Below are 23,552 nucleotides of genomic sequence, written 5' to 3'. Positions count from 1 at the left end.
TAACTATTAGATGTTAATAATCGTGATGATATTAAAGTATGAACAATTCAATTTATGGATATAAATAGAAAAAGCTCTTGTTGAAAAAATTTTTTCATGCAGTTGGAGCATTAAGTAATGCTAAGATGTGAAGAAAGTCAATTGTTCGTTCTTAGAGATTAGCACAACAAAAAAAAGATTATCAACGTTTTCCCGCTGATTATAAAGCTGCCCCCGACAAGAAATTAACACCGGAGCAACTTAACTTATTGGGTAAAATAAATAAGTTAGAAGAGAAGTCAGAATTATGGGAAAAACCAAAGAAAAAGCGACAAAAATGCTGTGATGGAATGATGTCGCCAAAAGTTTAGCCAAGTAAAGTCAACAGACAGAACAAAGTAATGCGACCACTGAAAAGGATAAAGCAACCCCGTCAACTAAACAAACCGAAACTTTATCAGCACCTGCCACGTTAAGTCAAAATGGTCGGGTGTGGTTTATTCACCCAGTGGCGATGGTGTATTATTTTAATGCTAAAAGAAAACTCTGGCATGAGCCTTTAGAATACCCACAACGAACGTGTTATAGTTCAAACACGTTTCTTAATAATTGGAATGGCGCTTTTGGTTTTGTAAGAAATAATGGAGATAAAGCTCATACAGGTTTAGATTTATTCGCGGATATAAATACCCCTTGCTATGCCTGCTTAGATGGTGAAATAGTACAATATGAAGAGGAGGGGGTTAAATCATATGGCTATGTGCTGGTTATCAAAGTTAAAGGTGATGATTTACGCGCATCAAGGAATGACTATACGCTTAAATTTAATGAAAAAAGAAACAAGAGATAGTCCAAGCTGATGATTTTGATATTAATGCTGACCATTTTTACTTACGTTATTGTCATTTAAGTAATAAACGTGCTGACTTAAAAGTTGGGGACAAGGTTAAATCGGGTGATTTGATAGGCTTTACAGGTGACACTGGTAACGCTGTAAATGTTTGTAATCCTCATTTACATTTTGAAATTGCAATGAAAAAAAATGGTAATAGAACTTATACAAAAGACACACAAAAAGATAGATTAGCCTACAAAATCAATCCGGCATTCTTTGTCAACTTACAGTCAATAGTTAAAGCTGAACAGACAAAAGTAAGAGATAGAAGAATTGAAGAAAGGGATGAATAAGAGCGGCTTAGAAAAGAGAAAGAAGCGAAAGCAAAACAGCAAAGCAAAAAACAAAAATAAATTAAGGAATAAGAAGATGAATTATATCAAGTCAATTTTACTTCTAATATTATTAATACCGACAATTAGCCTTGCAGAATTTAGTCGCATTTACACAGGTACCATTGGTCAAGATAAAGTTGAATTTTATTTTGAATATGATTACGCGGTTTATATTGATAATAAAGATCATCAAGTTAAGGATCTTAATATAAGCCAGATTCGTAATCCTAGTAAATTCAAATCTAATAATGTTAATCCAGTGATTGAGAATGTTGATATTTTTGATTCAGAACAGCTTACAGGCTATACACCCAATGGTGATAAGGTAGATTTACACAAAACATTTGAATACGGTGAATACGATGAACATTCATTACGCAAAGTAGAATTTAATAATGTAGATTATTTACAACAAAGTAGCACTAAAGATTTTTATTTTAAAGCGGTAGTATCAAAGAAAAAAGGGGAAAAAGCAAAAATTGTGGGGATCAAAATTTATAGCAAACAGGATGGTCGCCTTATTCAGACTATTACGGGAATAAAAGGGTGTGAATTTAATTCTTATGTTAGTGTTCAAACACATGAAGGTTTTGATTTTAATTTTGATGGTGATAATAATGATTTTTATCTGACTAAAAATAGAAATTATGGTCCTAATCAAATAGCAGATTATTACGCTTATGATAAAACCCAACAAAAATTTGTTAAATTAAATCTTGATGGTAATGATTTTCGTTTTGATTATAAAGAAAAAGAGGCTATTAGCTACAAAACCTGTCCAAGTAAAAAAGAAAGATCCCAAATATTTCTCACTGATAATTTTCAATACATAGGTAATAACCGTTACAAACGAATTTCAACAGAATGCTTATTTCAGGAGGATAGTTATCACGAAAATAATGGTCGATATGAGTTTAAAAAACAAAGAGCATGCACACTTACTGAGTTGAACTTTTGTCGCAATTATATAGATACTAATGATTATGATGATTATTAATAGCTGTGTGACTGATAAGTATGAATCCAGCTGTATACTAGATAAATTAAGGAATTACACATGAGTTATAAAAAAACAATTTTACTTTTTCTATTATTAATTCCTGCCATCAGCCAAGCAATTTTCCGTGTATATACTGGTAATGTAGGAAAAAATAAAGCTGATTTTTATTTTGATTCTGAAACGGCTGTTTTTGTTTATACAAATGGTATAGATCATCAAGTTAGATTATTAGATTTTGTAAAAAACAATACTAATGAATTTAATTTCAAAACTTATTATGCCAATTCATATAAAAAGATGATTGATAAAATATTTATTAAAGATTTCAATGTCGTGACTTTTAATGATGGTTCGGAAAATTACCAACAGCTAGCAGGATATGCTTTTGGTAAAGATAGTAAGATTAATTTAAATAAAATATTTGAATATAACGAATATTCATTAGATGAAGCGGAATTCAGCAATATAGATTATTTACAGAGAGATAGCACAAAAGATTTTTATTTTAAAGTGATAGTGTCTAAAAATCAAAAGGAAAAAGCACATATTGTGGGTGTCAAAATCTTCAATAAAAAAGATGGTCGTCTTATTCAAGTCATCGATGATATAAGTGAATATGAGTTTCATGGTTATGTTAGCATCAAAACTAATGAAAGTTTTGATTTTAATTTTTATGGAAATAATAATTCCTTTTTCATCGTTAAAGATCAACTGTCGGGTTCAAATAATATTGATAAATATTATGCTTACTCTTATGACAAAAAACAGCAAAAATTTGTCAAATTGAATCTTTACGGTAATGATTTCAGTATTGATGATGAAGATAAATTTGCTTATAGCTACAAATACTGTCCGGGCAAAAAAGAAGATGAAGTTATATCGTTGAAAAATAATTTTAAATGCTTTGAAAATAACCGTTATAAATATGTTGAAACAGAATGTTTGTATAAAGAGGTTGGAACGATGGTCGTAAATTCTAATCTATTGGTGTTTACAAAACAAAGAGAATGCACACCTAAAGAGCTAAGTAATTGTAGAAAATTTGTAGATGATCCTTATGAAGATTAAAAATTTTTAGATAAGTAATAAGGTTTTTTATTAATTATAAAGTTATTGAAATATATGAATTTTTGATAATAATCATAATGAATATTTGATATTGCAAATGTTTTAAGGGAATATCGCAAAAAAAACCATTAACAACGGCACAGGGACGGTTGTTAGTTTATTATAAAAGTGAATGGTATGAAGAGCTAGATGCGGAAGGAAAGCGGCCTGAATGGGAAGCATTAAACAGTGAAATGACAGATGATGCTGAAAACTATTTGGGTTATATAAAAGACGGTGATGAAGCAAAACGTGATGCATATGTTAGTAAGTTTGATGCAAGCGAACAAGAATCAATAAAACAAGGTTTAGAACAACAAAGAAGAGACTATGAGCGTTTTCCTGCTGATTATAAAGATGCCCCCGACAAGAAATTAACACCGGAGCAACTTAACTTATTGGGTAAAATAAAAGAGTTAGAGCATAAGTCAGAATTATGGGAAAAAACCAAAGAAAAAGCGACAAAAATGCTGTGGTGGGAAGATGTAGTCGAAAAATTAGCTAAGCAAAGTCAACAGACAGAACAAAGTGACACTGGAACAGAAAAAAGTCAAACATCCCCCCCTCAACCGAGCAAACCGAAACTTCATCAACGCCAGCCACGATTTGCTGGATGAAATAAAATGTCCTTATGAAAATGGCGGTCTTAAATTGGTTTGTAAAAATAAAAATTTTAAAAATAAATAGTCAGCTTGCTTTAATTGAGTAAAGTGCTATATCAATTTAGGGATATAAATCCCATAGTTTTACAGCCAATTATGAGCCAATCTAAGTATGATCATCTATTTAAGGGACATCTACTAATACATATGGGATGTATCCACTAACGGTAAAACCTAGTTTATTCACCCGTTAGCAATGGTGGATTATTTTAATATTCTTGAAATAAGAAAAGGTTGGGTAGAAAGTCTATTTACTTTGCTGTTGGGTAAAGTTGAATCCAATAATGACTATTCAGCTTATAATTAAACTGAACCAAAATTAAGCGCTTTTCTAATACTAATTTAATATTTATAACGATAGAAAAATTAATTGATAAAAAAGTATAAAAAGAAATATTTGCAGCTTTTGGCGATTATCATATTATCAAGGAGATGGGCAGAATTCCGTCCACATATATAAACAGACAAAATGGTTGATGCTTTAAGAGAAGCAAAAAATGAAAATTGGAAATAAATATGAAGAAGATTAAATTTGCTATTTTATGTTAATTATATTTTTCAGTTAGTTATTTTTTCATGGCTCAAAATAAAGAACCTATTAAAATAAATTTTACCAATTTTCACTTAAAACAAAAATTAAAAATACAAAACTTAAGGTTTACGGATACGGTGTTGGCTCAATTTGTGAAGAGATTATAAACTGACTTTCCAACAAAGTAATTGGATTACCTAATGCTTCTTTAATAAAAGATGAAAATGAATTTTCTATAGCGTATCATTTAAATAGTCGTTTAATTATTATTTCCGGAATAATAGCTGAACTGAATGAAAAGTAATTAAATTAATTTCGGGACCTAAGAGTTTTGAACAAAATATTTTCAGAAATAATAAAAGAAAGATGTCTTCATTGGGACAAAGATCGGAAAGACAAAAAATATAATAGAAGAAGAAAATACTGAAAAATTATAGCAATAACCATATTTGTATTATAAACTTTGATGATATTGAGCATCAATTTTAATACAAATGCTGTGCGGAAAGATTATTTTTTTAGATTATCTGGCTTGAAAAATAGCAAAACTTTAAATAATTCTCTCTTTCACGCTGTGTTTCCTTTTTTAAAAATTGGTAATGGAAGATTAATTTATGAAACTTTTATTGTATCTTATTTTATGTTTGGTTGGTTTTTATGCAAATAGTGCATTGTATAATATCAATAAAAGTTATCAAGGAGACCCCTTCTTTAAAAATGTAAATATGCAAAAATTAGAAGAGGATTGTTCAAGGAGTGTCGAGTATTGGAAAGATAGTGATGTGCAAGATGTGGAAGATCGCCGTTGTCCTTTAAATTCTATTAAATTTGATTATGGAAATGTATATAAATTAATTAATCAAGATCCCATTGTATACAAAGATGATAATTTTCAGCTGAAAATAAGTTTATCAAGTGACGATATAATTTTATCTTTAATTCATAATCATCAGGTGAAAGATAAGATTAACCTTTATGGCTATATGGATGATGGTAGCAGTGCATGTGGAGGTTGGGTTGCTTATCAACGTTATTATATTTCATCCAACGGCGATATTTATACTTTATGGTTAACAGAAACAGAAGATGGTATTTCGCCTACACTTTGGAAACATTATAAAATTGATAGTAAAAATAAGAAATTTATTCTTAAAGAAATGTTAATAAACCGATATTATGATCAGTTTAAAATTGTTTATCCTGATAAATTTAGTGCAATTTCGAATAATAAATTTTCGGAAAATTCTAATAAACAATTTGATGATTCATGTTTAAATGAATGCCAAAAAGGCTACTATTGTAGATGTTATTTAGATTTATATAACCATTATCAACGTCTATTAGAGAATAAGATCATAGCGTTTGATGAAAAAAATAAAACCAAAAACAAAAACAAATCAATTGTTATGTTAAAAAATAGAATAAATTCAAAATGTCTAAGTTTCTCTCCGCCTAATTATCATGATATGTTTGATTCTTATTTAATAAAAGTCATGTCCTGTTTTATAGATGAATATAAGGATGAAATAAAAAAACTGAAGAAATGATTCAATGAACGGGAAAAATAAGGAGGAGGCGTATTTTTCAAGCACTAATCACGCAAAAGGTTCCTGTATTGATATTAACTATTTTTATAATGCCGATCAGGATACATTTGAGCCATATATTCCTCACTATAAAAAATTAATCACTCTTGGGGGAGAAGATGGTACTGATTTACACAATAATCATATGCACTTTGATAAATTTCAATACGAAATAGCCGAGGTCTATCTATAGTGCAGATAAAGTCTTTATTTTATGGTTTATTATTTTTACCTATTTTAGCATGTTCACATTCGTTGAACGCTTTAACTCATACTAATTTATTACCTGTGGGAACGCCTCAAATTATAAATAAGAAACTGGTTAAGGATATTAATGATAATTGTTGGATTGATGGTTATTTTTCTTATGCAGACAAAGACTGGGAAAAATATCATAAAAGATGCAAATTATCGACCTTTTCTTCAACCCAGAATACTAATAATATATTTGAAGAACTACAAAAAAATAAAATTGTCTATTTATATCAATCCAAGCAATTTAATATTTATTTAAAAAAAACGACCGATACAGACATTTGTCTTGTTGAAGAAAAACAGCTTGAAGGTGAATGTGCAATTTCACCCACCAAGTTTATTATTACGATGTTTATCGAATCATCGAGCAAAATAATAAATCAACTTATTGTTTATTATAATGAAGATTATGGAAGTGATATGGCTCAAGTGACATTAGATTTTTACATCGATAAACAATTAAATATTTGGTTATTTGAACATATGTTAGTAGAAGAAGGCGCATCTGCGACTTTGTGGCAACATTACAAAATTAATACCAAAGGAAAGTTTAATTTGCTGGATGAAATAAAATGTCAGTTCGAAAATGGCGGTCTTAAATTGGTTTGTAAAAATAAAAATTTTAAAAATAAATAGTCAGCTTGTTTTAATTGAGTAAAGTGCTATATCAATTTAGGGATATAAATCCCATAGTTTTACAGCCAATTATAAGCCGTTCTGAATATGATTATCTATTTATGGGATATCGACCGATACATATAGAATCAATCCACTAACGGCAAAGCCTAATTTATTCACCTGATTGTTATGGTGGATTATTTTTCCGGATTAGGCATTGTGACTTATCATATCTATCAGGATGGAAAAATCGAAAAGCATATACCCGAAAAAATATTCCCTGGTTTTGAGCGAAAATATCAATATGTCTATCATGATAAAGATAATAACGAGCATGAAATTTGTATTTGTGAATGGCATACCATTAATAAAAAAGTGTTTGAAGATTCTCCTAGAGCAACATTTAACTATCCAGATCATGGAACTGTGAAGGAAACTAAAACTAACGTTAGCGATGGGTATATTGTGGCTAAAGCGAAATACACAAATGGTGATATTCATGAATGGATAAAAATAGAAGAAGGTGTAAGTATAAAATATGAACTTAAAGAAACTTTTCGAAAATATATAAATCCAGACTTACTGGCAGGTTTTATAGGCGCTCTGGCGGAGATTAAAGAAAATATTATTGTAACGGGTAGTGCCTATGAACAAGGCTCTTGTTTTCCTAGTTCTTTACACATAAATGGTCTGAGTATTGACACAAAGTACATTAAAAAAGTTAAAAATTTAACTGATTACAAAAAAGATAAAGAATTTGTTAACGCTTTAGCTAAATTCCATTTTAGAACGTTTCGAGTAGGAAAAGAAATCTATAACTTATTTAAAGATATATCAGGAACAAAAAATGGTGGCGATTTACATAATAGCCATTTGCATACAGAAAATTTTGATTTTAATACCATTAAAATAATTGAATAGTCGACGATTTAAATTAGAAGGATAAAGGGGATGAAAAAAATTTTTTTCACTGATTTTATTGTTTATTTTTTCTATAGGAATTGTTCATTCAAATGAATCACCGGATATTTGGGATTATTATAAAGTTTCAAAAAATTCTGTTTCTGGTAATAAATCAGATTATGAGAGAGAATTTTTAACGGAAAAGTATTCGCGAATTAAGCTAATATTAATCGATGGAAAAGTTATAGTTGATACAATTTGTGTTATCCAGTATAAAACATCAACAAATCTTACTACACCTTTATCTTATTGGAAAACTCCAGAAAAAGTGGAGGAATATAAAAAAATTTTTTCAGAAGAAGGGCTCCTTTTAGGCGATCAATTTGAGGCAATCAAATTTACTAATAATCATGACGATAATTTATGCTTGGAAGCGGGTTTAACTGATTTAATAAAGATCGATAATTATTTTGTTTTTCTAACTAAGTCAGATTACTTAATAATATTTTCGAAGCAATTGAAAAAAAATAATGAATCTCCCATAACTTATCGAGGATTTAATTATCAGGTACCAAATCGAGAGTTTAGTTGGTTTGGTCATCCCATGTTGACTAATAAAAAAATTGTAGAGGATATGAATAAGAAGTGTGATTTTCCCGCTGATGGATCTTATTCTGATTCTTACTTTGCCAATGAGTGCGATTTAAACGAATTAGGTCAATATTTTGGTAAAGTTAGTGACACTTTATTCAACAAAAAGAAAGAGATATATCAAAAAGGAGAATATCGATACAATTTAACTAAAAAGCAGCATGGAGAGTTTGATTTCGAAATATTTTTGAATATTGAAAAAAATAATAAATTAATAGATAAATTATCAATTTTTAAAGAAAAAATTTCAGAATCAGCTGCTTTTGTACAGTATTACTATATTGATAAAAATTTTAAGAATGTCTGGTTATTAAATTATGTTGGTGATCACGAAACACAAAATATTGAAAAATGGAGACATTATAAAATAGATAATAGTGGGCACTTCAAGTTATTGGAATCGATTTCATGTAAACATCGTGATAGACAAAGAGTTGTAAAATGTCAAAAAGATTAAGAATGTCTTCGTTAAAGTTTTGCTACCTTAGAAGAAAAAGGTAATCTAAAAGATTTAGCCAGTACCACACCGGCATGGAGTAAATTTCCCTTACAAGAGAGTGAGTTAACCGGTAGCAAAAATGAAGTTGATATGCCACCGTTGCTACTGAATATAAATGATAAAGATTTAATGGAAAATGATAAACGTGCAATTGATGAAAAGGGGACCTTATGGTTAAAGATAGAGTATGCACTGGATAGTAAAAATATTCCTATTAAAGGATGGACATTTATTGGTAGTGAGGGTGTAAAAAAAGTCAGTGGTTGGGAATGGTTTGATTTTAAACAGATTAGAGAAACCGGCAGTTTAAAAGAGTTTTACCTGAGTGCGAAAAAAAGCGACAACCCGAAACAAAGATAATGCCTCACTTGAGCACTACAAGCCAACCCTCAAAGAGACCCTAACAATATTAGATAAACAATATATTCAAAATAGTAATAAATATGCGACATTAACACAGGACTGTTTTAAGGGAATAGCGGAAAAACCCCCATTAACAACGGCACTGGGACGGCTGTTAGTTCATTATAAAAGTGAATGGTATGAAGAGCTGGATGGGGAAGGAAAGCGGCCGGAATGGGAAGCATTAAACAGTGAAATGACCGATGATGCTGAAAACTATTTGGGTTATATAAAAGACGGTGATGAAGCAAAACGTGATGCATATATTAGTAAGTTTGATGCAAGCGAACAAGAATCAATAAAACAAGGCTTAGAACAACAAAGAAGAGACTATGAGCGTTTTCCCGCTGATTATAAAGATGCCCCCGACAAGAAATTAACACCGGAGCAACTTAACTTATTTGGCATAATAAAAGAGTTAGAGGAGAAGGCAGAATTATGGGAAAAAACCAAAGAAAAAGCGACAAAAATGCTGTGGTGGGAAGATGTAGTCGAAGGATTAGCTAAGCAAAGTCAACAGACAGAACAAAGTGACACTGAAACAGAAAAAAGTCAAACATCGCCCCCCTCAACTGAGCAAACCGAAACTTCAGCAACGCCTGCCACGTTAAGCCAAAACGGTGAGGTTTGGTTTATGCATCCTGTGGCGATGGTGGATTATTATATGGAAGGGAAAAAAACTGAAACATGGGACAAAGTAACAAACTCAAGGATAGCATTATTACATCCAAAAATTCGTCAACACACTTTAGATTTTATAAATGATGCTGAAAGTAAGTTAAATTTGAAGTTAAGAGTATCAGATGGTTATAGATCTATAGAAGAACAAAATAAATTGTATGATAAAGGTAGAGTAAATTCGGATCCTATTGTGACAAAAGTTAAAGGTGGATACAGTTTTCATAATTATGGATTAGCCATTGATGTGGTCGAAATTTTAGATAATAAAGCAATTTTTTTAGATGATAAACACCGAAAAATTAAAGAAATAGTAGATATTGCAAAATCTTATGGTTTTTTATGGGGGGGAGATTGGATAACATTTAAAGATTATCCTCATTTTGAAATTACTTTTGGTTATAAAGCATCAGAATTATTAAAAAAATATAATGAAGGAGAATTAGATGATGAAGGTTATGTCAATATTAGTTAATTTCTTAATATGTTATCTTTTTATTGCAAACGCAAACGCAAACGCAAATGCAAATGCAAATGTATTTGAAACTCAGTCCTTCTCATCTGAAGGAGCGGAATTAATTTGTGAAGATAAAAAAAATAGTGATTTATTATTAAACGTTTATGGGGAAACATTTAAAAGTAATATTAAAGTTATCAATAGTAAACCTCATAATTATAGAATAAAAGCTAAATTTAGTTATTATGATCGCCCGATTTATGAAAAATTCAGAAATATTTTAACTATTGATTATGATTTTTATATTGAAAATGATCAAGTCCTTGTATCGTTACTAGGCTCAGATTACAGCCAAAAAATAAATGAGATCTATGAATCTATTAAACAAATATTAAAAGAAGCTCATGAAAATAATAAATGTTTATCATGGAATTTTAAGTAAATATTTAAAAATAACTTGCGTTTTTATACCTTTACTCATAAAAGTGATTGTTTAATGAGCCAGATATTGAATATTAGCGAACGATTGAAATCATTTTTGGTTATAAAGTATCAGTATTATTAAAAAAACATAATAAAGAAAAATTAGATGATGAAAGGTATATTATATTTAATTAGTCTCAATATTTTATTATTATCATTCACTTTAAAAGCAGAAGAGATGACGCTTGAATCCTTACATTCGACAGAAGGAGCTTTGTTAAATTGTAAAAAAGATCAACTTGAACTAGGAATTTATGGTGAGACATACCGTTCAAAAATTATGGTCATAAAAGTGAAAGATAAACTTGAAGTAAAATCAAACACCGAATACTACAATTTACCAATAGGTTTTCATGATGAAAATTTGAAATCTGAAACTATTTTTATTGTTGAAAGTAAATATTTTATTAAAAATAAAAAGATTATTTCTGCTATTTCACTTGATCCTTTGTATTTAAAAAAGGCTAGAGAAGATTTGTCTACTTTAGTGGATGCGATAAAAGAAGCTCATGAAAATAATAAATGTGTATCTTGGAATTTTGAGTAAAGGTTTAAAAAAATTGAATTTTACATCTTCACTCAAAAAGTGAATGGTATGAAGAGCTGGATGCGGAAGGAAAGCGGCCGGAATGGGAAGCATTAAACAGTGAAATGACCGATGATGCTGAAAACTATTTGGGTTATATAAAAGACGGTGATGAAGCAAAACGTGATGCATATGTTAGTAAGTTTGATGCAAGCGAACAAGAATCAATAAAACAAGGTTTAGAACAACAAAGAAGAGACTATGAGCGTTTTCCCGCTGATTATAAAGATGCCCCCGACAAGAAATTAACACCGGAGCAAATTGAATTGTCTAACGAAATGAAAAAGTTAGAAGAGAAGTTAATCTTATACGATTATGAACCATTAAATTGGTGTTTTAAATAAGTTTCAGCTAATGCATTTAATCAAGTATAAAATGACGACTATAAGTGGCAATTGTATACTGTTATAATCTAGCACCTTTTCTTTTGGACATATCAGTTATGCAAACCAAAATAACAATTGTCGGTGCTGGTGCTGCTGGGCTTTTTTGTGCGGGATTACTTGGTCAAAAAGGCTTTGATGTAACAGTCATTGATAATGGTAAAAAATTAGGACGTAAAATATTAATGTCTGGTGGCGGTAAATGTAATTTTACTAATCTCGATGTTGAGGCAAAACATTATATTTCGCAAAACCGCCACTTTTGTAAATCTGCATTAAAACGATTTTCCCAATGGGATTTTATCCAACTCGTTAATCAATATCATATTGCCTATCATGAAAAAGATCATGGTCAGTTATTTTGTGATAATTCAGCTCAAGATATTGTTGATATGCTTATCAAAGAGTGCCAGAAAGGGCAAGTTAAGTTTATGTTAAAAACACAACTTGAAGATGTGGAGGCTGAACAGCAAGGATTTAAGTTATCTACTTCTCAAGGCTTTGTTGATACTGATAAACTAATTATTGCAACCGGTGGACAGTCGATGCCAGCACTAGGTATGACCGCTATTGGATATAAAATTGCCGAAAAATTTTCGATTCCTGTTGTGCCAGTCAAAGCGGGGCTTGTGCCATTTACGTTACATAAGCCTTTGTTAGATGTGTTATCCTCGTTATCAGGAATTGCTGTTTTAGTTGAAGTATCTAATGAACGAATCAGTTTTAAAGAGAATCTACTCTTTACTCATCGTGGATTGTCAGGACCGGCGATTCTACAAATTTCGAGTTATTGGCAAGTAGGAGAAGAAATCGTTATTAATCTTTTACCGGATTTAGAGTTTGAATCGGCATTTAAGCCTTTACTGGAAAGTAATCGTAATCAAAGTCTAAAAAACTGTTTAGCACAAATTCTACCTAAAAGATTGGTTGAGGTATTAATACAACTTAATTTCATTTCTGACACTATTGTTAAGCAGCTTAATCCAAAACAACAGTTTGAATTGTATAAAAAGTTAACCCAGTGGCGCATTATTCCAAATGGTACTGAAGGGTATCGAACAGCCGAAGTGACCTTAGGCGGCGTGAGTACTGATGCACTTTCATCTAAAACAATGGCAGCCAATACCCAACCAAACCTGTATTTTATCGGCGAAGTTGTCGATGTTGCTGGTTGGCTAGGTGGATATAATTTTCAGTGGGCTTGGAGTAGCGCATTTGCTTGCGCACAAAGCTTTAATTGATTTTATATTGTTATCTAACTATCGATAACGCCCATTTGAATATGGTATTTTTTGACTTTATATTGTAAAGTTGTACGGGAAATATTCAATAATTTAGCCGCAGTGATAATTTTGCCATTGGCTTGATTTAATGCATCAATAATTAATTGACGTTCATAATTTTCCACTTGTTCAGTTAAATTATTGCCGTTAGGTGGGGTAGTTGGATTATTTTTTTCGGATTGACTATTTGTTTCAACTACGGCATATGGGCTGTTAATATCAAATAATTCTTCATCTAAGGTTATTTGTTGTAATTCGCCCGGTTCACTTTGTAATACCATACTTCGTACAATTGCATTCTCTAGCATTCTTACATTGCCAGGCCATGGTGCTGACATTAACTGTTTAAGTGCATGTTCACTAATACCACTAATAATAACGTTAAAATCATTTTTATGTTTATCGATAAAATAACGCGCTAAAACCGGAATATCTTCTGTTCGTTCTCGTAAAGCGGGTAATTTAATTAAACCAACATTTAAGCGATAAAAAAGATCGCTGCGCATTTTACCACTTTGTAACAGTTCCGCTGGGGATTCATTCATTGCTGCCACAATTCGAACATCTGAATGTATCTCTTTATTCCCCCCTAATTGCCAATAGGTTTTTTCCTGAAGAAATCGTAATAATTTGCTTTGCATATCTAAAGGCATAGCATTAAGTTCATCTAAAAATAGTGTGCCTCCGTTGGCGAGTTCTAAATAACCTTGTCGATTTTCAGCACCCGTAAATGCCCCTTTAACGGTTCCAAACAAAGTACTTTCGATAAGCGTTGTCGGTAATGCACTACAATTAAGTGAAATAAAAGCCTTATCACGGCGATGGCTGGTTTGATGAATTAATCGAGCAAATAATTCTTTGCCCGTGCCTGTTTCACCTACAATCAGTACAGGAACGTCGTTTCGACCTAAAATATTAGTTTGATCGATAACATCCTGCATTTTATTCGAAACAAAAACAATTTCAGGTAAAGGTTGTTCTTTATTTTGATACAGTTTTCTATTGAGTGTGAAGACTTGATCTTGAAGTTGCCTTACATCAGATAAATTACGACCTATTTCTACCGCACCAATAATCTCTTTTTTACTGTTGTAAAGTGGTACTGTAGTATGTAAATAATCAACAAGTTTACCTAAATGATTATAGTAAGATTGGTAATTATCTTGATATTCCTTACCTTGTTGTAATGCTTGTAACATTGTACTATCTTCTTTCTTCAAATTAGGATAAACTTTGAGCAATGGTTTACCAATAGCTTGCTCTTCTGAGTAACCATCAAGATCTGCGCTTTCCTGATTGTAATAAATATATTTACCTTCTTTATCAATAATGGCCATTGGCTGATGCATTAAATCAAAAAAATGTTTAAATAGTTCTAATGCTTTTAATAATTCAGGATCGATTATCATGATATCCGTACCTTTGAAATTAGGATTATTTGCTAAATATAACTAGCTTTAGTTTGTTCAACCATCACTAATAATGACAAATATTCGTCATAAAAACATATTTTTTACTAAATGACTAATATTATTTCTATGCCTATATATTTAATTTATTGATTTTTTAATTGTTTTTAAGTTGGCATGCTGATTGCATTACCTGAGAAAAGCCTTTTTTCTTATTCATTGTGTACTTTTTTATGTACTAATTAACTGGAGGTCATATGTCTGACACAATTATGTCTAATTATAACAAAATACGCACCAATCTTATAACCAAAGATCGTCGTTTTAGTGCGGAAGGTAGCAAACTTTGTTTTGATGGCATTGATTTAGTCGATTTAGCCAAAAAATATCCAACCCCTTTTTATGTGTTTTCTGAAAAAGAAATTGATCGTAACGTTCAAGAAATTAAAGATGCATTTAAGGCACATCCAAATACCAAAATTTTCTATGCATCTAAAACTTGTTCAGTCATGGGCGTACTCAAAGCGATTAAAGATGCGGGTATTTACGCTGAAGCTAATTCAATGTTTGAAGTGCGTAAATGTTTGGAAATTGGTTTTCCAGGAAGCCAAATTGTTTTCAACGGTGTGGTTAAAAAACCTGTTGATTTAGAATTTGCTATCAAAAATGATCTTTATATTATTAATGTTGATAGCTTATATGAACTTGATATTATTGATGAAATTTCACAGCGTTTGAAAAAAGTAGCAAACGTGTGTGTCCGTGTTGAACCAAATGTACCTTCTGCAACTCATGCAGAGTTAGTCACTGCTTATCATGCTAAATCAGGTATTGACCTTGAACAAGCTGAAGAAACTTGTCGTCGTATTCTTGAAATGCCTTATGTACATCTTCGTGGTTTACATATGCATGTTGGCGATCAGGTACCAGAAGCAGAACCTTTTGCTAAAGCAACCAAAGTATTAGTTGACGAATCACGCCGTTTAGAAGAAGTACTTGGCATTAAATTTGATTTAATCAACGTTGGTGGTGGTATTCCTGTTCCATATAAATATGATGAAGAAAATGGTAACCCATTAGAAGACAACATGTACGCAGGTATTACAGCACAAGATTTTGCTGATGCGGTAATTAAAGAAGTACACAAATGGCGTAAAGATGTTGAAATTTGTATTGAACCAGGACGTAAAGTAACAAGTTCAGCTGCTGTATTGTTAACCGAAGTAGCTTGTGAAAAACGTAAGACTAATTACGATTTAGACGGTAACATCGAAGAGCATGTTGAATGGAAATTTGTTGATGCAGGTTATAGTGTTCTTTCTGATAGTCAACATTTTGATTGGTTCTTCTATGTTTTCAATGCTTCAAGAATCAACGAAGCACATGATGAATACATCAAATTAGCAGGACCATTATGTGATGGCGGCGACTATTATCATGTAGGGGTTAAAGGTGAAGAATTTTTAATGCCAAAAGATACTCAAATTGGTGATATTGTCGCTTTCCTTGATGCGGGTGCTTATACCATCGAAAGCCAAACTGTTTATAACAATCGCCCACGTACTGCTGTTGTTATGATTGATAAAGAAGGCAAAGATCGATTGATTCGCCGTGAGGACACTTACGAAGATATGGTTGGATACGACGTGTATTAATCATGAGTTATCTGGGGCACATCGTGCTCCAGATATTATAATGTGAGGTTATTTTATGAGTGATTCTAAAGGTTCAAGTTTACTTGGTATTAAAGACATTGTATTTATGAATGTTATTGCAATACTAAGTTTACGTCAAATTCCTAATGTGGCGCCTTATGGGGCATCAGCAATGGTGCTTTGGTTACTTGCTGCATTTTGTTTGTTTTTCCCATTAGCGATGGTCTGTGGTGAACTTTCCACAGGTTGGCCGAAAGATGGTGGGATCTTTGTGTGGGTAAAAGAAGCGTTTGGTAAACGCATTGGTTGGATTGTTGTTGTTTGCTTCTTATTTTCTTGTGTGCTGTTTTTCCCACTCATGTTGCAATTTGGTTTTACCGCAATTGGCTATATGTTTAGTGCCGATTTGGCGCAAAATCAGGTGTTTATTGGTGTAGGATCGATGGTGGTATTCTGGATTTTGACACTGATGAATATTCGCGGTATGCAGTGGACCAAAATTATCAATAGTGTGAGTGCATGGCTTGGGGTATTTATTCCTGCTGCAATTATTGTGTTATTAGCCATTGTTTGGTTATTAACTGGTCACCCGATGGCAACTGATTATAGTCATGTTAGTGATTGGATCCCAGATTTAAGCAGTTGGGACACCATCGTATTTTTATCTAGTATGATGTTTGCTTTTGCTGGTCTTGAAGTGGCACCTATGATTGCTGGACGTACTCGTGATCCACAACGAGACTTCCCTAAAGCGATGGCGGTATCGGCAATTGTAATTGTTGGTATTTACATGATTGGTACTTGGGCAATTAATACTTTATTACCTGCTGCTGATACTGATATTGTTGCTGGCGTAATGCAAGCGATGGAAGCAGCGGCTAAAGAGTTACATATGCCTTGGTTATTACCGGTTATGGCAATTTGTTTATTCTTTGGTGCATTAGGTCAAATTAACTCATGGTTAGTTGGTCCTATTTATATGTTACAAGAAGCATCTAAAGAAGATAATTTGCTTGGTGAACGTATTGGTCGTTTACATCCTGTATATCAAACACCAGCATTTGCTTTAGTTATCCAAGCAATAATTGTAACGGTACTTTGTTTCTCAACGTTTGTATCACCAAGTATTGCGGCAGCTTATTGGATGTTAACCGCATTAACAACAATTTGTTACTTTATTCCTTACTTAGTGATGTTTATTGCTTACTATCGTTTACGTATTACTCAACCAGATGTACCACGTAGCTTTAAGATACCAGGTAAAGTATTACCAATTGTTTTACCCGGTTTAGGATTCTTATCTACGCTATTTGCGGTGATCTTAGTCTTTATTCCACCTGCACAAATTGATATGGGTGGTTATGTTGAGTATATTGCGAAAATTGTTGGTGGTGCAGTGCTTGCAATTGTCCTAGCTGAATGGATATATTACCGAGCACAAAAACGTAATCGTTTGCAACAACAATAATATAGAGGAGTAAGAGTATGTACAAACCTATATTGGAAATTGATTTGCGCAAATTAAGGAATAATGCGCGAGTCGAAAAAGAGATACTTGCTAAGCACGACATTGAAGTGATGGCGGTCAATAAAGTCTTTGACGGTTGCGTTGAAACCGCCAAGGTGGTGCTTGATGGTGGTATTGATGTAATTGCCGAGTCAAGAACTTACAATCTAAAAAAACTTAAAGACGCGTTAAATTGCAAAACGTGTTTATTACGTAGTCCTTGTTTGAGTGAAATTAGTGATGTTGTTAAATATGCTGACATTAGCTTAAACAGTGAAAAACAAGTTATCCAAGCACTTTCTGATGAAGCGGTTAAACAGCAGAAAATTCATCAGGTTTTATTAATGGTGGATATGGGTGATTTACGTGAAGGTATTTGGTTTGAACATGTTGATGATATCATCGATACTGTCAAGCTTATCTTATCGTTACCGGGTGTTGAACTTTATGGTCTTGGAACAAACTTCAATTGCTATGGTACGGTTTTACCGACTGTAAAAAATGGAGTAGACTTTTTACAAATTGCGCGTAAAGTAGAGCAAGCTTGTAACATTAAGATCAAATATTTATCAGCGGGTAACTGTACGAGTTATCATTTACTTGATAAAGGTGTTTGGCCTGAAGGCTTAAATCACATCAGAATTGGTGGTTTACATGAGTTTGGTATTGAGTATGTGGATATGAAGTATTTAGATGAATTCCATCACTCAAATAAGCCTGTCGATAAAGCATGCAGTAATTTGTATAAATTGTATGCGCAAATTATTGAACTCAATAGTAAACCAACTGTTCCTGTTGGTGAGTTAGGTGTAGATGCGTTTTTAAATAGTAAAACTTTTGTTGATCATGGTACGCGTAAACGCGCACTTCTCGCTTTTGGACGTCAAGATGTACCGTCTGAAAACTGTGTACCGATTAATGATAGTATTACTGTTTTAGGACAGACCAGTGATCATACTATTGTCGATATTGAAGATGTTACTGAAACATTGCGTGTTGGCGATACCATTGGTTTTGAACTTGATTACACAGCCTTACTTATGGCTTGCCAAACAAATGGTGTAGAAAAACGTTTTATTTATTAATTCGTGTTAGCTGCTGGTTACGCCAGCAGCTGTTATTAATTATTAGGCGGTTTACATGGCAACATCAGAATCACAAGAAAGTCCTTATCCCAGTAGCTTAAAGAAAAATCTAAAAAATCGTCACTTATTGATGATTTCGTTAGGGGGATCAATCGGTACGGGATTATTTATTGGTATTGCAGCACCGCTTAGTACAGTAGGCCCATTAGGTACTATTATTGCTTATTTAATGGCTGGCAGTATTATGCTTGCAACTATGTTATGCTTAGGTGAACTTTCTTGTGCTTTTCCCCACGCTGGTTCTTTTCAACATTATGCATTAATGTTTATTCCGAACCCAATTTGGAGTTATACCATTGGTTGGTTATATTGGTTAAGTTGGGTGCTGTCGATGGCAGCTGATTTAACTGCTGCTGCTATGATAGCCCATCAAGTTTTTCCTGCAATTCCTATTTATCTTTTTAGTCTTTTAATCCTTACAGTTATTACTTGTGTGCATTTAACTTCTGTTCGTGCATTTGGTGAAAGTGAATATTGGTTTTCAACCATTAAAGTCTTGGCGATTATTGCGTTTATTTGTATTGGCATTTATTTGTTATGTCAAGAATATAACCAAACCCACGTGTTACCAACACTTAAGACAGAACATGGCTGGTTTCCAAATGGTTTTTTATCGATTTTTGTTTGTATGACCATTGTAACTTATTCGTTTCAAGGTGTTGAGTTAATTGGTAATGCTGCTGGTGAAGCGCAATCACCACAAGCAGTATTACCCAAAATTATTACTGGCGTTGCTTTTCGAATCATTTTGTTTTACGTGTTAGCGATTGCGGTATTAGCACTGGTTTATCCTTATGGCACAGAACATACCGAGATCAGTCCTTTTATATGGGTATTTAATAAGGCAGGTATTAGCTTTGCTTCTTATGGGATGCTGTTTGTTATTTTTTGTGCTGCCATTTCAGCTGCTAATTCAGCAATTTATGCTAGCTCAAGAATGTTGTGGTCTATGGCTCAAGATAACTTAGCCCCTAAATATTTTTCAGATGTCAATAAACGCGGTGTACCAACAAAAGGGATTTTATTTATTGCACTTATTGCATTAGTATCCTTATTTTCTAAATATATTGCGGCTGAAAAACTTTATATCTATTTAGTTGCAGGTACCGGACAGGTCGGTTGTTTTGCTTGGATTGTTATAGCTTGGTGCCAGTATCGTTTTCGTAAAGGCGTCAATACTGGTCAGTACCCTAAAGAGATGATTAAATTCAGATCGCCTTTATTTCCTTGGTTAGCCATTATATCAATTATTGCAAATACAGTGATTATTATGGGGGTTTGGTTTGATGAGTCAGGTTACTTCATTCTATTATCTGAGCTAGTGTTAATTGCTATTATTCTTATTTCTTACTTTTTCTATAAAAAACGTAATCCCGACAAAAGCCATTAATCGGCACTTTGTATGTAATCGAGTCAATAAACATATTGTCTTGATTACATAGGATTGATTATTAGTAGCAAACTGTATTATTGTTGAAATCAAATATAATCATGTTTTGTTAATTATATCTCAATTTGTTTGTACTATTTTAGAAAAGCAGCTACACCAGTAAAAACAACTTGTGCCGCAATAGCGGATATAAGTAATCCAGTCAATTTTGATAAAATTGATATACCGGTATTTTTTAGCACTTTAGCGATTGTTTTAGCGCATAGCAACATAGCATAGATACCTGAAGATGCAATGAATAATGATATTGCACCAATCAAATTTTGTACAACACCCAACGAACTCGAACCTAACACAATGATGGTACCAATGGATGCCGGCCCCATACATAAAGGAATTGCTAAGGGCACAACACTAATATCTTCATCGCTACTTATTTTATTCTTTTCTGGTGAGTCATTCATCAACGAAACCGCTGTAATAAAGAGTAACGCACCGGAGCCAATTCTAAATGCATCAAGAGTAAAACCAAAAACACTAAACATAGTATTACCAAAAAAGAACAGTACAATACCAATAATAAAAACGGCACACGATGTTTTAAGTGCTGTTTTGCGGCGTAGTTGTTCATCATATTGTTTTGTGCCACTTAAAAATGCGCTCAAAACTGCTGGTGGTGTCATTAATGCGAACAATTTTATAGTTGTTGCAAGAATTTCGAAAAGATAGTCACCCATAGCATAACCTTCAAAAGAATAATAAAATTTGCTTTAACTTTGTCAACGCTAGATAGTTGGCAGGAAACAGTATGTTTTAAATATAAAAACGGTCACCGTAAAGGTGACCATCATTAGACAGATATATTTTATATTGTTTTTTTAAATCATTAACCAATAAAGAATTAGTTAAGGCGCTCTTTAATACGAGCCGCTTTACCACGAAGTTCGCGTAAGTAGTAAAGTTTAGCTTGACGTACTTGACCACGACGTTTCACAGTAATTGAATCAACAATTGGTGAGTGAGTTTGGAATACTCGTTCAACACCTTCGCCATTCGAAATTTTACGTACTGTAAATGCAGAATGTAAACCACGATTGCGAATTGCAATAACCACACCTTCATAAGCTTGAAGACGTTTTTTGTTACCTTCAACAACCCATACTTTTACTTCAATCGTATCGCCTGGGCGAAAAGACGGGATGTCTTTTTTCATTTGTTCTTGTTCTAATTGCTGAATAATTGCATTTTTCATAATGTTATCTCTTACTAGTTATACTGAAATTTTAGTTGCTTTGTTTATCACGGTATTCTTGTTGAAATTCAGTGAGTAAACATTGCTCTTCATCAGTCAGAGCTAGATTTTCAAGAAGATCGTCTCTTCTCAACCAAGTTCGTCCTAGTGATTGTTTCAATCGCCAGCGACGAATCGCTTCATGGTGACCAGACATTAACACATCGGGCACCGCCATTCCATCTAACACCTCTGGTCTGGTATAGTGTGGACAATCAAGTAAACCGTTAGCAAAAGAGTCTTCTTCTGCTGATGATTCATGATTCAACACGCCAGGAATAAATCTTGCTAGAGCATCAATCATGGTCATTGCCGGTAATTCACCGCCACTTAACACGTAATCCCCAATTGACCATTCTTCATCAATTTCGGTTTGGATAACGCGTTCATCTATACCTTCGTATCGACCACAAATCAAAATCAATTTTTGATATTGTGACAACTCGCAAACACCTTGTTGGTTTAATTTGCGCCCTTGCGGGGAAAGATAGATTACTTTTGTATCGTTACCTGCTACTGCTTTCGCTGCATGAATGGCATCTCTAAGTGGTTGTACCATCATTAACATGCCGGGACCGCCACCATAAGGTCTGTCATCGACAGTCTTATGCTTATCATGCGCAAAATCGCGCGGGTTCCAATAATTTACTGTTAACAGTCCATTTTTTACGGCTCGACCAGTTACACCATAACAGGTAATAGCTTGGAACATTTCGGGAAAAAGGCTAATTACGCCAATCCACATATTCTTACCTTACCAATTAAAATGCTGGATCCCAATCGACCACAATCATTTTTGTTGTTAAATCAACTTGTTTAATAAATTGTTCTTCAACAAAAGGAATTAAACGTTCTGTTGCTCCAAATGCATCTTTTAGATTTGCTTTAACAACCAACACATCATTAGAACCGGTTTCCATTAAATCAGTGACCTGACCTAAGTCATAACCATTAATTGTTTTTACTCGGCAACCAATCAGATCTTTCCAATAAAAATCACCATTATTAAGTTTTGGTAATTTTTCTGCATCGACAAATACTTCGGCATTAGTTAATGCATTGGCTTGATCACGATCGTCAACACCTTTGAGTTTCACAATCATGTCTTGATTATGGGGTTTAAAGCTTTCTACGATTACTTCTTGCCATTGCCCAGCACGCTGAATATACCAAGGTGTGTAATCAAAAATACTATCTGGAAATTCTGTAAACGAAAAAATCCTGAGCCATCCACGAATGCCGTAGCTTGAACCAAGTTTACCCACAACAATTAGATTCTCAGTATTCATCATTACAATTACTATTAGTTACTAATATTAAGCAGCTTTTTGTGCTTGTTTGATCAATGTATTAACACGATCAGAAACGGTTGCACCTAAACCTACCCAATGATTTACGCGATCAAGATCTAAACGTAATTCTTCCGCTTTACCTTGTGCAATTGGATTAAAAAAGCCAACGCGCTCAATAAAACGACCATCACGTGGGTTACGGCTATCAGTGACAACTACTTGATAAAAAGGGCGCTTTTTAGAGCCACCACGAGCTAAACGAATAGTTACCATAACATCCTCTTAAATTAAAAAATAATCTTTATCTTGTCCAACATGGACAAAATCAAAGCCCCGAAATTATACTCTTTCTGGCAAAAAGTGCAATGGCTGTTTATGGCTGATAAAAGGTAATACATTTATTAATCAATATCTATAAATAATCAATCTCACCAATAATAATTACTGGGATTGATTCGGTTCAAAAAACAATCATTAACAGTCGTTTTAATCTATATCTTTACCCATTAATGCCGCACTTAGCCCTTTTCCATGCATATCAAGCGCTAAAGAGCAAGTTATGCCACGGG

The 23,552-nt window shown here is 32.9% G+C and carries 26 protein-coding genes and 1 pseudogene; 21 read left to right on the top strand and 6 right to left on the bottom strand.

What is annotated here, in order from left to right:
* The first annotated feature begins 487 nt into the window (after positions 1–487).
* The 17 genes and pseudogenes from J3U57_RS02285 to J3U57_RS02210 all read left to right on the top strand — a co-directional run bounded on the left by J3U57_RS02285 (position 488) and on the right by J3U57_RS02210 (position 13,252).
* Complete coding sequence (locus tag J3U57_RS02285) at positions 488–829, top strand: hypothetical protein (RefSeq protein WP_267343707.1); 342 nt, start codon at positions 488–490, stop codon at positions 827–829.
* Positions 826–1,005: pseudogene (locus tag J3U57_RS12750) on the top strand (M23 family metallopeptidase); the annotation flags it as partial. The gene J3U57_RS02285 and the pseudogene J3U57_RS12750, both read left to right, overlap by 4 nt.
* A gap of 6 nt (positions 1,006–1,011) precedes the next feature.
* The gene (locus J3U57_RS12710) at positions 1,012–1,167 is read left to right on the top strand and encodes a hypothetical protein (protein WP_323849432.1); all 156 of its coding nucleotides are present in this window, start codon (positions 1,012–1,014) and stop codon (positions 1,165–1,167) included.
* Positions 1,148–2,206: a hypothetical protein gene (locus tag J3U57_RS02275; protein ID WP_267358418.1), complete on the top strand. Its 1,059-nt coding sequence runs from the start codon at positions 1,148–1,150 to the stop codon at positions 2,204–2,206. The genes J3U57_RS12710 and J3U57_RS02275 overlap by 20 nt, the downstream gene beginning before the upstream one ends.
* A gap of 60 nt (positions 2,207–2,266) precedes the next feature.
* A complete protein-coding gene (locus J3U57_RS02270; protein ID WP_267343705.1) occupies positions 2,267–3,277 on the top strand; it encodes a hypothetical protein in 1,011 nt (336 codons plus the stop codon).
* 149 nt (positions 3,278–3,426) lie between these two features.
* Entirely contained in the window at positions 3,427–3,933 is a 507-nt protein-coding gene (locus J3U57_RS02265; RefSeq protein WP_267343704.1) for a hypothetical protein, read from the top strand.
* Positions 3,934–5,124: 1,191 nt separating this feature from the next.
* Positions 5,125–6,057 (top strand): hypothetical protein, encoded by a 933-nt coding sequence (locus tag J3U57_RS02260; protein WP_267343703.1) that lies wholly within the window; start codon positions 5,125–5,127, stop codon positions 6,055–6,057.
* Between the two features lie 4 nt (positions 6,058–6,061).
* The gene (locus J3U57_RS02255) at positions 6,062–6,289 is read left to right on the top strand and encodes a hypothetical protein (protein ID WP_267343702.1); all 228 of its coding nucleotides are present in this window, start codon (positions 6,062–6,064) and stop codon (positions 6,287–6,289) included.
* Between the two features lie 62 nt (positions 6,290–6,351).
* The gene (locus tag J3U57_RS02250; RefSeq protein ID WP_267343701.1) at positions 6,352–6,987 is read left to right on the top strand and encodes a hypothetical protein; all 636 of its coding nucleotides are present in this window, start codon (positions 6,352–6,354) and stop codon (positions 6,985–6,987) included.
* A 171-nt stretch (positions 6,988–7,158) separates the two neighbouring features.
* A complete protein-coding gene (locus J3U57_RS02245) occupies positions 7,159–7,890 on the top strand; it encodes a hypothetical protein (protein ID WP_267343700.1) in 732 nt (243 codons plus the stop codon).
* Positions 7,891–7,948: 58 nt separating this feature from the next.
* Positions 7,949–8,980 (top strand): hypothetical protein, encoded by a 1,032-nt coding sequence (locus J3U57_RS02240; protein WP_267343699.1) that lies wholly within the window; start codon positions 7,949–7,951, stop codon positions 8,978–8,980.
* Between the two features lie 132 nt (positions 8,981–9,112).
* Entirely contained in the window at positions 9,113–9,382 is a 270-nt protein-coding gene (locus tag J3U57_RS02235) for a hypothetical protein (protein ID WP_267343698.1), read from the top strand.
* Positions 9,348–10,577: a M15 family metallopeptidase gene (locus tag J3U57_RS02230; RefSeq protein WP_267343697.1), complete on the top strand. Its 1,230-nt coding sequence runs from the start codon at positions 9,348–9,350 to the stop codon at positions 10,575–10,577. The genes J3U57_RS02235 and J3U57_RS02230 overlap by 35 nt, the downstream gene beginning before the upstream one ends.
* Positions 10,549–11,001 (top strand): hypothetical protein, encoded by a 453-nt coding sequence (locus J3U57_RS02225; RefSeq protein ID WP_267343696.1) that lies wholly within the window; start codon positions 10,549–10,551, stop codon positions 10,999–11,001. Before J3U57_RS02230 ends, J3U57_RS02225 begins: the two co-directional genes overlap by 29 nt.
* Before the next feature lie 147 nt (positions 11,002–11,148).
* Complete coding sequence (locus J3U57_RS02220) at positions 11,149–11,589, top strand: hypothetical protein (RefSeq protein ID WP_267343695.1); 441 nt, start codon at positions 11,149–11,151, stop codon at positions 11,587–11,589.
* A 104-nt stretch (positions 11,590–11,693) separates the two neighbouring features.
* Positions 11,694–11,972, top strand: coding sequence for a hypothetical protein (locus J3U57_RS02215; RefSeq protein WP_267343694.1), 279 nt, complete (start codon positions 11,694–11,696; stop codon positions 11,970–11,972).
* A gap of 98 nt (positions 11,973–12,070) precedes the next feature.
* Positions 12,071–13,252, top strand: a complete 1,182-nt coding sequence (locus tag J3U57_RS02210; protein WP_267343693.1) for an NAD(P)/FAD-dependent oxidoreductase — start codon at positions 12,071–12,073, stop codon at positions 13,250–13,252.
* Positions 13,253–13,266: 14 nt separating this feature from the next.
* Here the strand turns inward: J3U57_RS02210 and J3U57_RS02205 are convergent, their stop codons facing one another.
* The gene (locus J3U57_RS02205; protein ID WP_267343692.1) at positions 13,267–14,703 is read right to left on the bottom strand and encodes a sigma-54 interaction domain-containing protein; all 1,437 of its coding nucleotides are present in this window, start codon (positions 14,701–14,703) and stop codon (positions 13,267–13,269) included.
* Between the two features lie 257 nt (positions 14,704–14,960).
* Here J3U57_RS02205 and J3U57_RS02200 point away from each other — a divergent pair, with 257 nt between their 5' ends.
* Genes J3U57_RS02200 through J3U57_RS02185 form a run of 4 tightly spaced genes read left to right on the top strand, consistent with a single transcriptional unit; the run spans position 14,961 to position 20,400 of the window.
* Positions 14,961–16,358 carry a diaminopimelate decarboxylase family protein gene (locus J3U57_RS02200; RefSeq protein WP_267333811.1) on the top strand — a complete coding sequence of 466 codons (1,398 nt, stop codon included), beginning with the start codon at positions 14,961–14,963 and terminating at the stop codon, positions 16,356–16,358.
* 55 nt (positions 16,359–16,413) lie between these two features.
* Positions 16,414–17,826 carry an APC family permease gene (locus J3U57_RS02195; protein WP_065633707.1) on the top strand — a complete coding sequence of 471 codons (1,413 nt, stop codon included), beginning with the start codon at positions 16,414–16,416 and terminating at the stop codon, positions 17,824–17,826.
* Between the two features lie 17 nt (positions 17,827–17,843).
* The gene (locus J3U57_RS02190) at positions 17,844–18,950 is read left to right on the top strand and encodes an alanine/ornithine racemase family PLP-dependent enzyme (protein WP_267343691.1); all 1,107 of its coding nucleotides are present in this window, start codon (positions 17,844–17,846) and stop codon (positions 18,948–18,950) included.
* A gap of 55 nt (positions 18,951–19,005) precedes the next feature.
* Complete coding sequence (locus tag J3U57_RS02185; RefSeq protein ID WP_267333809.1) at positions 19,006–20,400, top strand: amino acid permease; 1,395 nt, start codon at positions 19,006–19,008, stop codon at positions 20,398–20,400.
* Between the two features lie 134 nt (positions 20,401–20,534).
* On the opposite strand, the gene J3U57_RS02180 is transcribed toward J3U57_RS02185, so the two are convergent.
* The 5 genes from J3U57_RS02180 to rpsP all read right to left on the bottom strand — a co-directional run bounded on the left by J3U57_RS02180 (position 20,535) and on the right by rpsP (position 23,256).
* Entirely contained in the window at positions 20,535–21,137 is a 603-nt protein-coding gene (locus tag J3U57_RS02180) for a MarC family protein (RefSeq protein WP_267333808.1), read from the bottom strand.
* A 164-nt stretch (positions 21,138–21,301) separates the two neighbouring features.
* Positions 21,302–21,652, bottom strand: coding sequence for a 50S ribosomal protein L19 (gene rplS, locus J3U57_RS02175; protein ID WP_065633703.1), 351 nt, complete (start codon positions 21,650–21,652; stop codon positions 21,302–21,304).
* Positions 21,653–21,683: 31 nt separating this feature from the next.
* Positions 21,684–22,436 (bottom strand): tRNA (guanosine(37)-N1)-methyltransferase TrmD, encoded by a 753-nt coding sequence (trmD, locus tag J3U57_RS02170; RefSeq protein WP_267343690.1) that lies wholly within the window; start codon positions 22,434–22,436, stop codon positions 21,684–21,686.
* Positions 22,437–22,452: 16 nt separating this feature from the next.
* A complete protein-coding gene (gene rimM, locus J3U57_RS02165) occupies positions 22,453–22,983 on the bottom strand; it encodes a ribosome maturation factor RimM (RefSeq protein ID WP_267343689.1) in 531 nt (176 codons plus the stop codon).
* A 24-nt stretch (positions 22,984–23,007) separates the two neighbouring features.
* Positions 23,008–23,256 carry a 30S ribosomal protein S16 gene (gene rpsP / locus J3U57_RS02160; protein ID WP_025314644.1) on the bottom strand — a complete coding sequence of 83 codons (249 nt, stop codon included), beginning with the start codon at positions 23,254–23,256 and terminating at the stop codon, positions 23,008–23,010.
* Between the last annotated feature and the right edge of the window lie 296 nt (positions 23,257–23,552).

The organism is Gilliamella sp. B3464 (assembly GCF_026536145.1).
Classification (GTDB): Bacteria; Pseudomonadota; Gammaproteobacteria; order Enterobacterales; family Orbaceae; genus Gilliamella.
The sequence above is the reverse complement of the archived record's forward strand: the minus strand, read 5'-3'. Positions and strand labels throughout refer to the sequence as shown.

What these genes read in the sequence shown, in the direction of transcription:
- J3U57_RS12710 (WP_323849432.1), top strand. Translation starts at nt 1,012, where the DNA reads ATGAAAAAAAATGGTAATAGAACTTATACAAAAGACACACAAAAAGAT.
- J3U57_RS02270 (WP_267343705.1), top strand. Translation starts at nt 2,267, where the DNA reads ATGAGTTATAAAAAAACAATTTTACTTTTTCTATTATTAATTCCTGCC.
- J3U57_RS02260 (WP_267343703.1), top strand. Translation starts at nt 5,125, where the DNA reads ATGAAACTTTTATTGTATCTTATTTTATGTTTGGTTGGTTTTTATGCA.
- J3U57_RS02255 (WP_267343702.1), top strand. Translation starts at nt 6,062, where the DNA reads ATGAACGGGAAAAATAAGGAGGAGGCGTATTTTTCAAGCACTAATCAC.
- J3U57_RS02245 (WP_267343700.1), top strand. Translation starts at nt 7,159, where the DNA reads ATGGTGGATTATTTTTCCGGATTAGGCATTGTGACTTATCATATCTAT.
- J3U57_RS02235 (WP_267343698.1), top strand. Translation starts at nt 9,113, where the DNA reads ATGCCACCGTTGCTACTGAATATAAATGATAAAGATTTAATGGAAAAT.
- J3U57_RS02225 (WP_267343696.1), top strand. Translation starts at nt 10,549, where the DNA reads ATGATGAAGGTTATGTCAATATTAGTTAATTTCTTAATATGTTATCTT.
- J3U57_RS02220 (WP_267343695.1), top strand. Translation starts at nt 11,149, where the DNA reads ATGATGAAAGGTATATTATATTTAATTAGTCTCAATATTTTATTATTA.
- J3U57_RS02215 (WP_267343694.1), top strand. Translation starts at nt 11,694, where the DNA reads ATGACCGATGATGCTGAAAACTATTTGGGTTATATAAAAGACGGTGAT.
- J3U57_RS02210 (WP_267343693.1), top strand. Translation starts at nt 12,071, where the DNA reads ATGCAAACCAAAATAACAATTGTCGGTGCTGGTGCTGCTGGGCTTTTT.
- J3U57_RS02205 (WP_267343692.1), bottom strand. Translation starts at nt 14,703, where the DNA reads ATGATAATCGATCCTGAATTATTAAAAGCATTAGAACTATTTAAACAT.
- J3U57_RS02200 (WP_267333811.1), top strand. Translation starts at nt 14,961, where the DNA reads ATGTCTGACACAATTATGTCTAATTATAACAAAATACGCACCAATCTT.
- J3U57_RS02195 (WP_065633707.1), top strand. Translation starts at nt 16,414, where the DNA reads ATGAGTGATTCTAAAGGTTCAAGTTTACTTGGTATTAAAGACATTGTA.
- J3U57_RS02190 (WP_267343691.1), top strand. Translation starts at nt 17,844, where the DNA reads ATGTACAAACCTATATTGGAAATTGATTTGCGCAAATTAAGGAATAAT.
- J3U57_RS02185 (WP_267333809.1), top strand. Translation starts at nt 19,006, where the DNA reads ATGGCAACATCAGAATCACAAGAAAGTCCTTATCCCAGTAGCTTAAAG.
- J3U57_RS02180 (WP_267333808.1), bottom strand. Translation starts at nt 21,137, where the DNA reads ATGGGTGACTATCTTTTCGAAATTCTTGCAACAACTATAAAATTGTTC.
- rplS (WP_065633703.1), bottom strand. Translation starts at nt 21,652, where the DNA reads ATGAAAAATGCAATTATTCAGCAATTAGAACAAGAACAAATGAAAAAA.
- trmD (WP_267343690.1), bottom strand. Translation starts at nt 22,436, where the DNA reads ATGTGGATTGGCGTAATTAGCCTTTTTCCCGAAATGTTCCAAGCTATT.
- rimM (WP_267343689.1), bottom strand. Translation starts at nt 22,983, where the DNA reads ATGATGAATACTGAGAATCTAATTGTTGTGGGTAAACTTGGTTCAAGC.
- rpsP (WP_025314644.1), bottom strand. Translation starts at nt 23,256, where the DNA reads ATGGTAACTATTCGTTTAGCTCGTGGTGGCTCTAAAAAGCGCCCTTTT.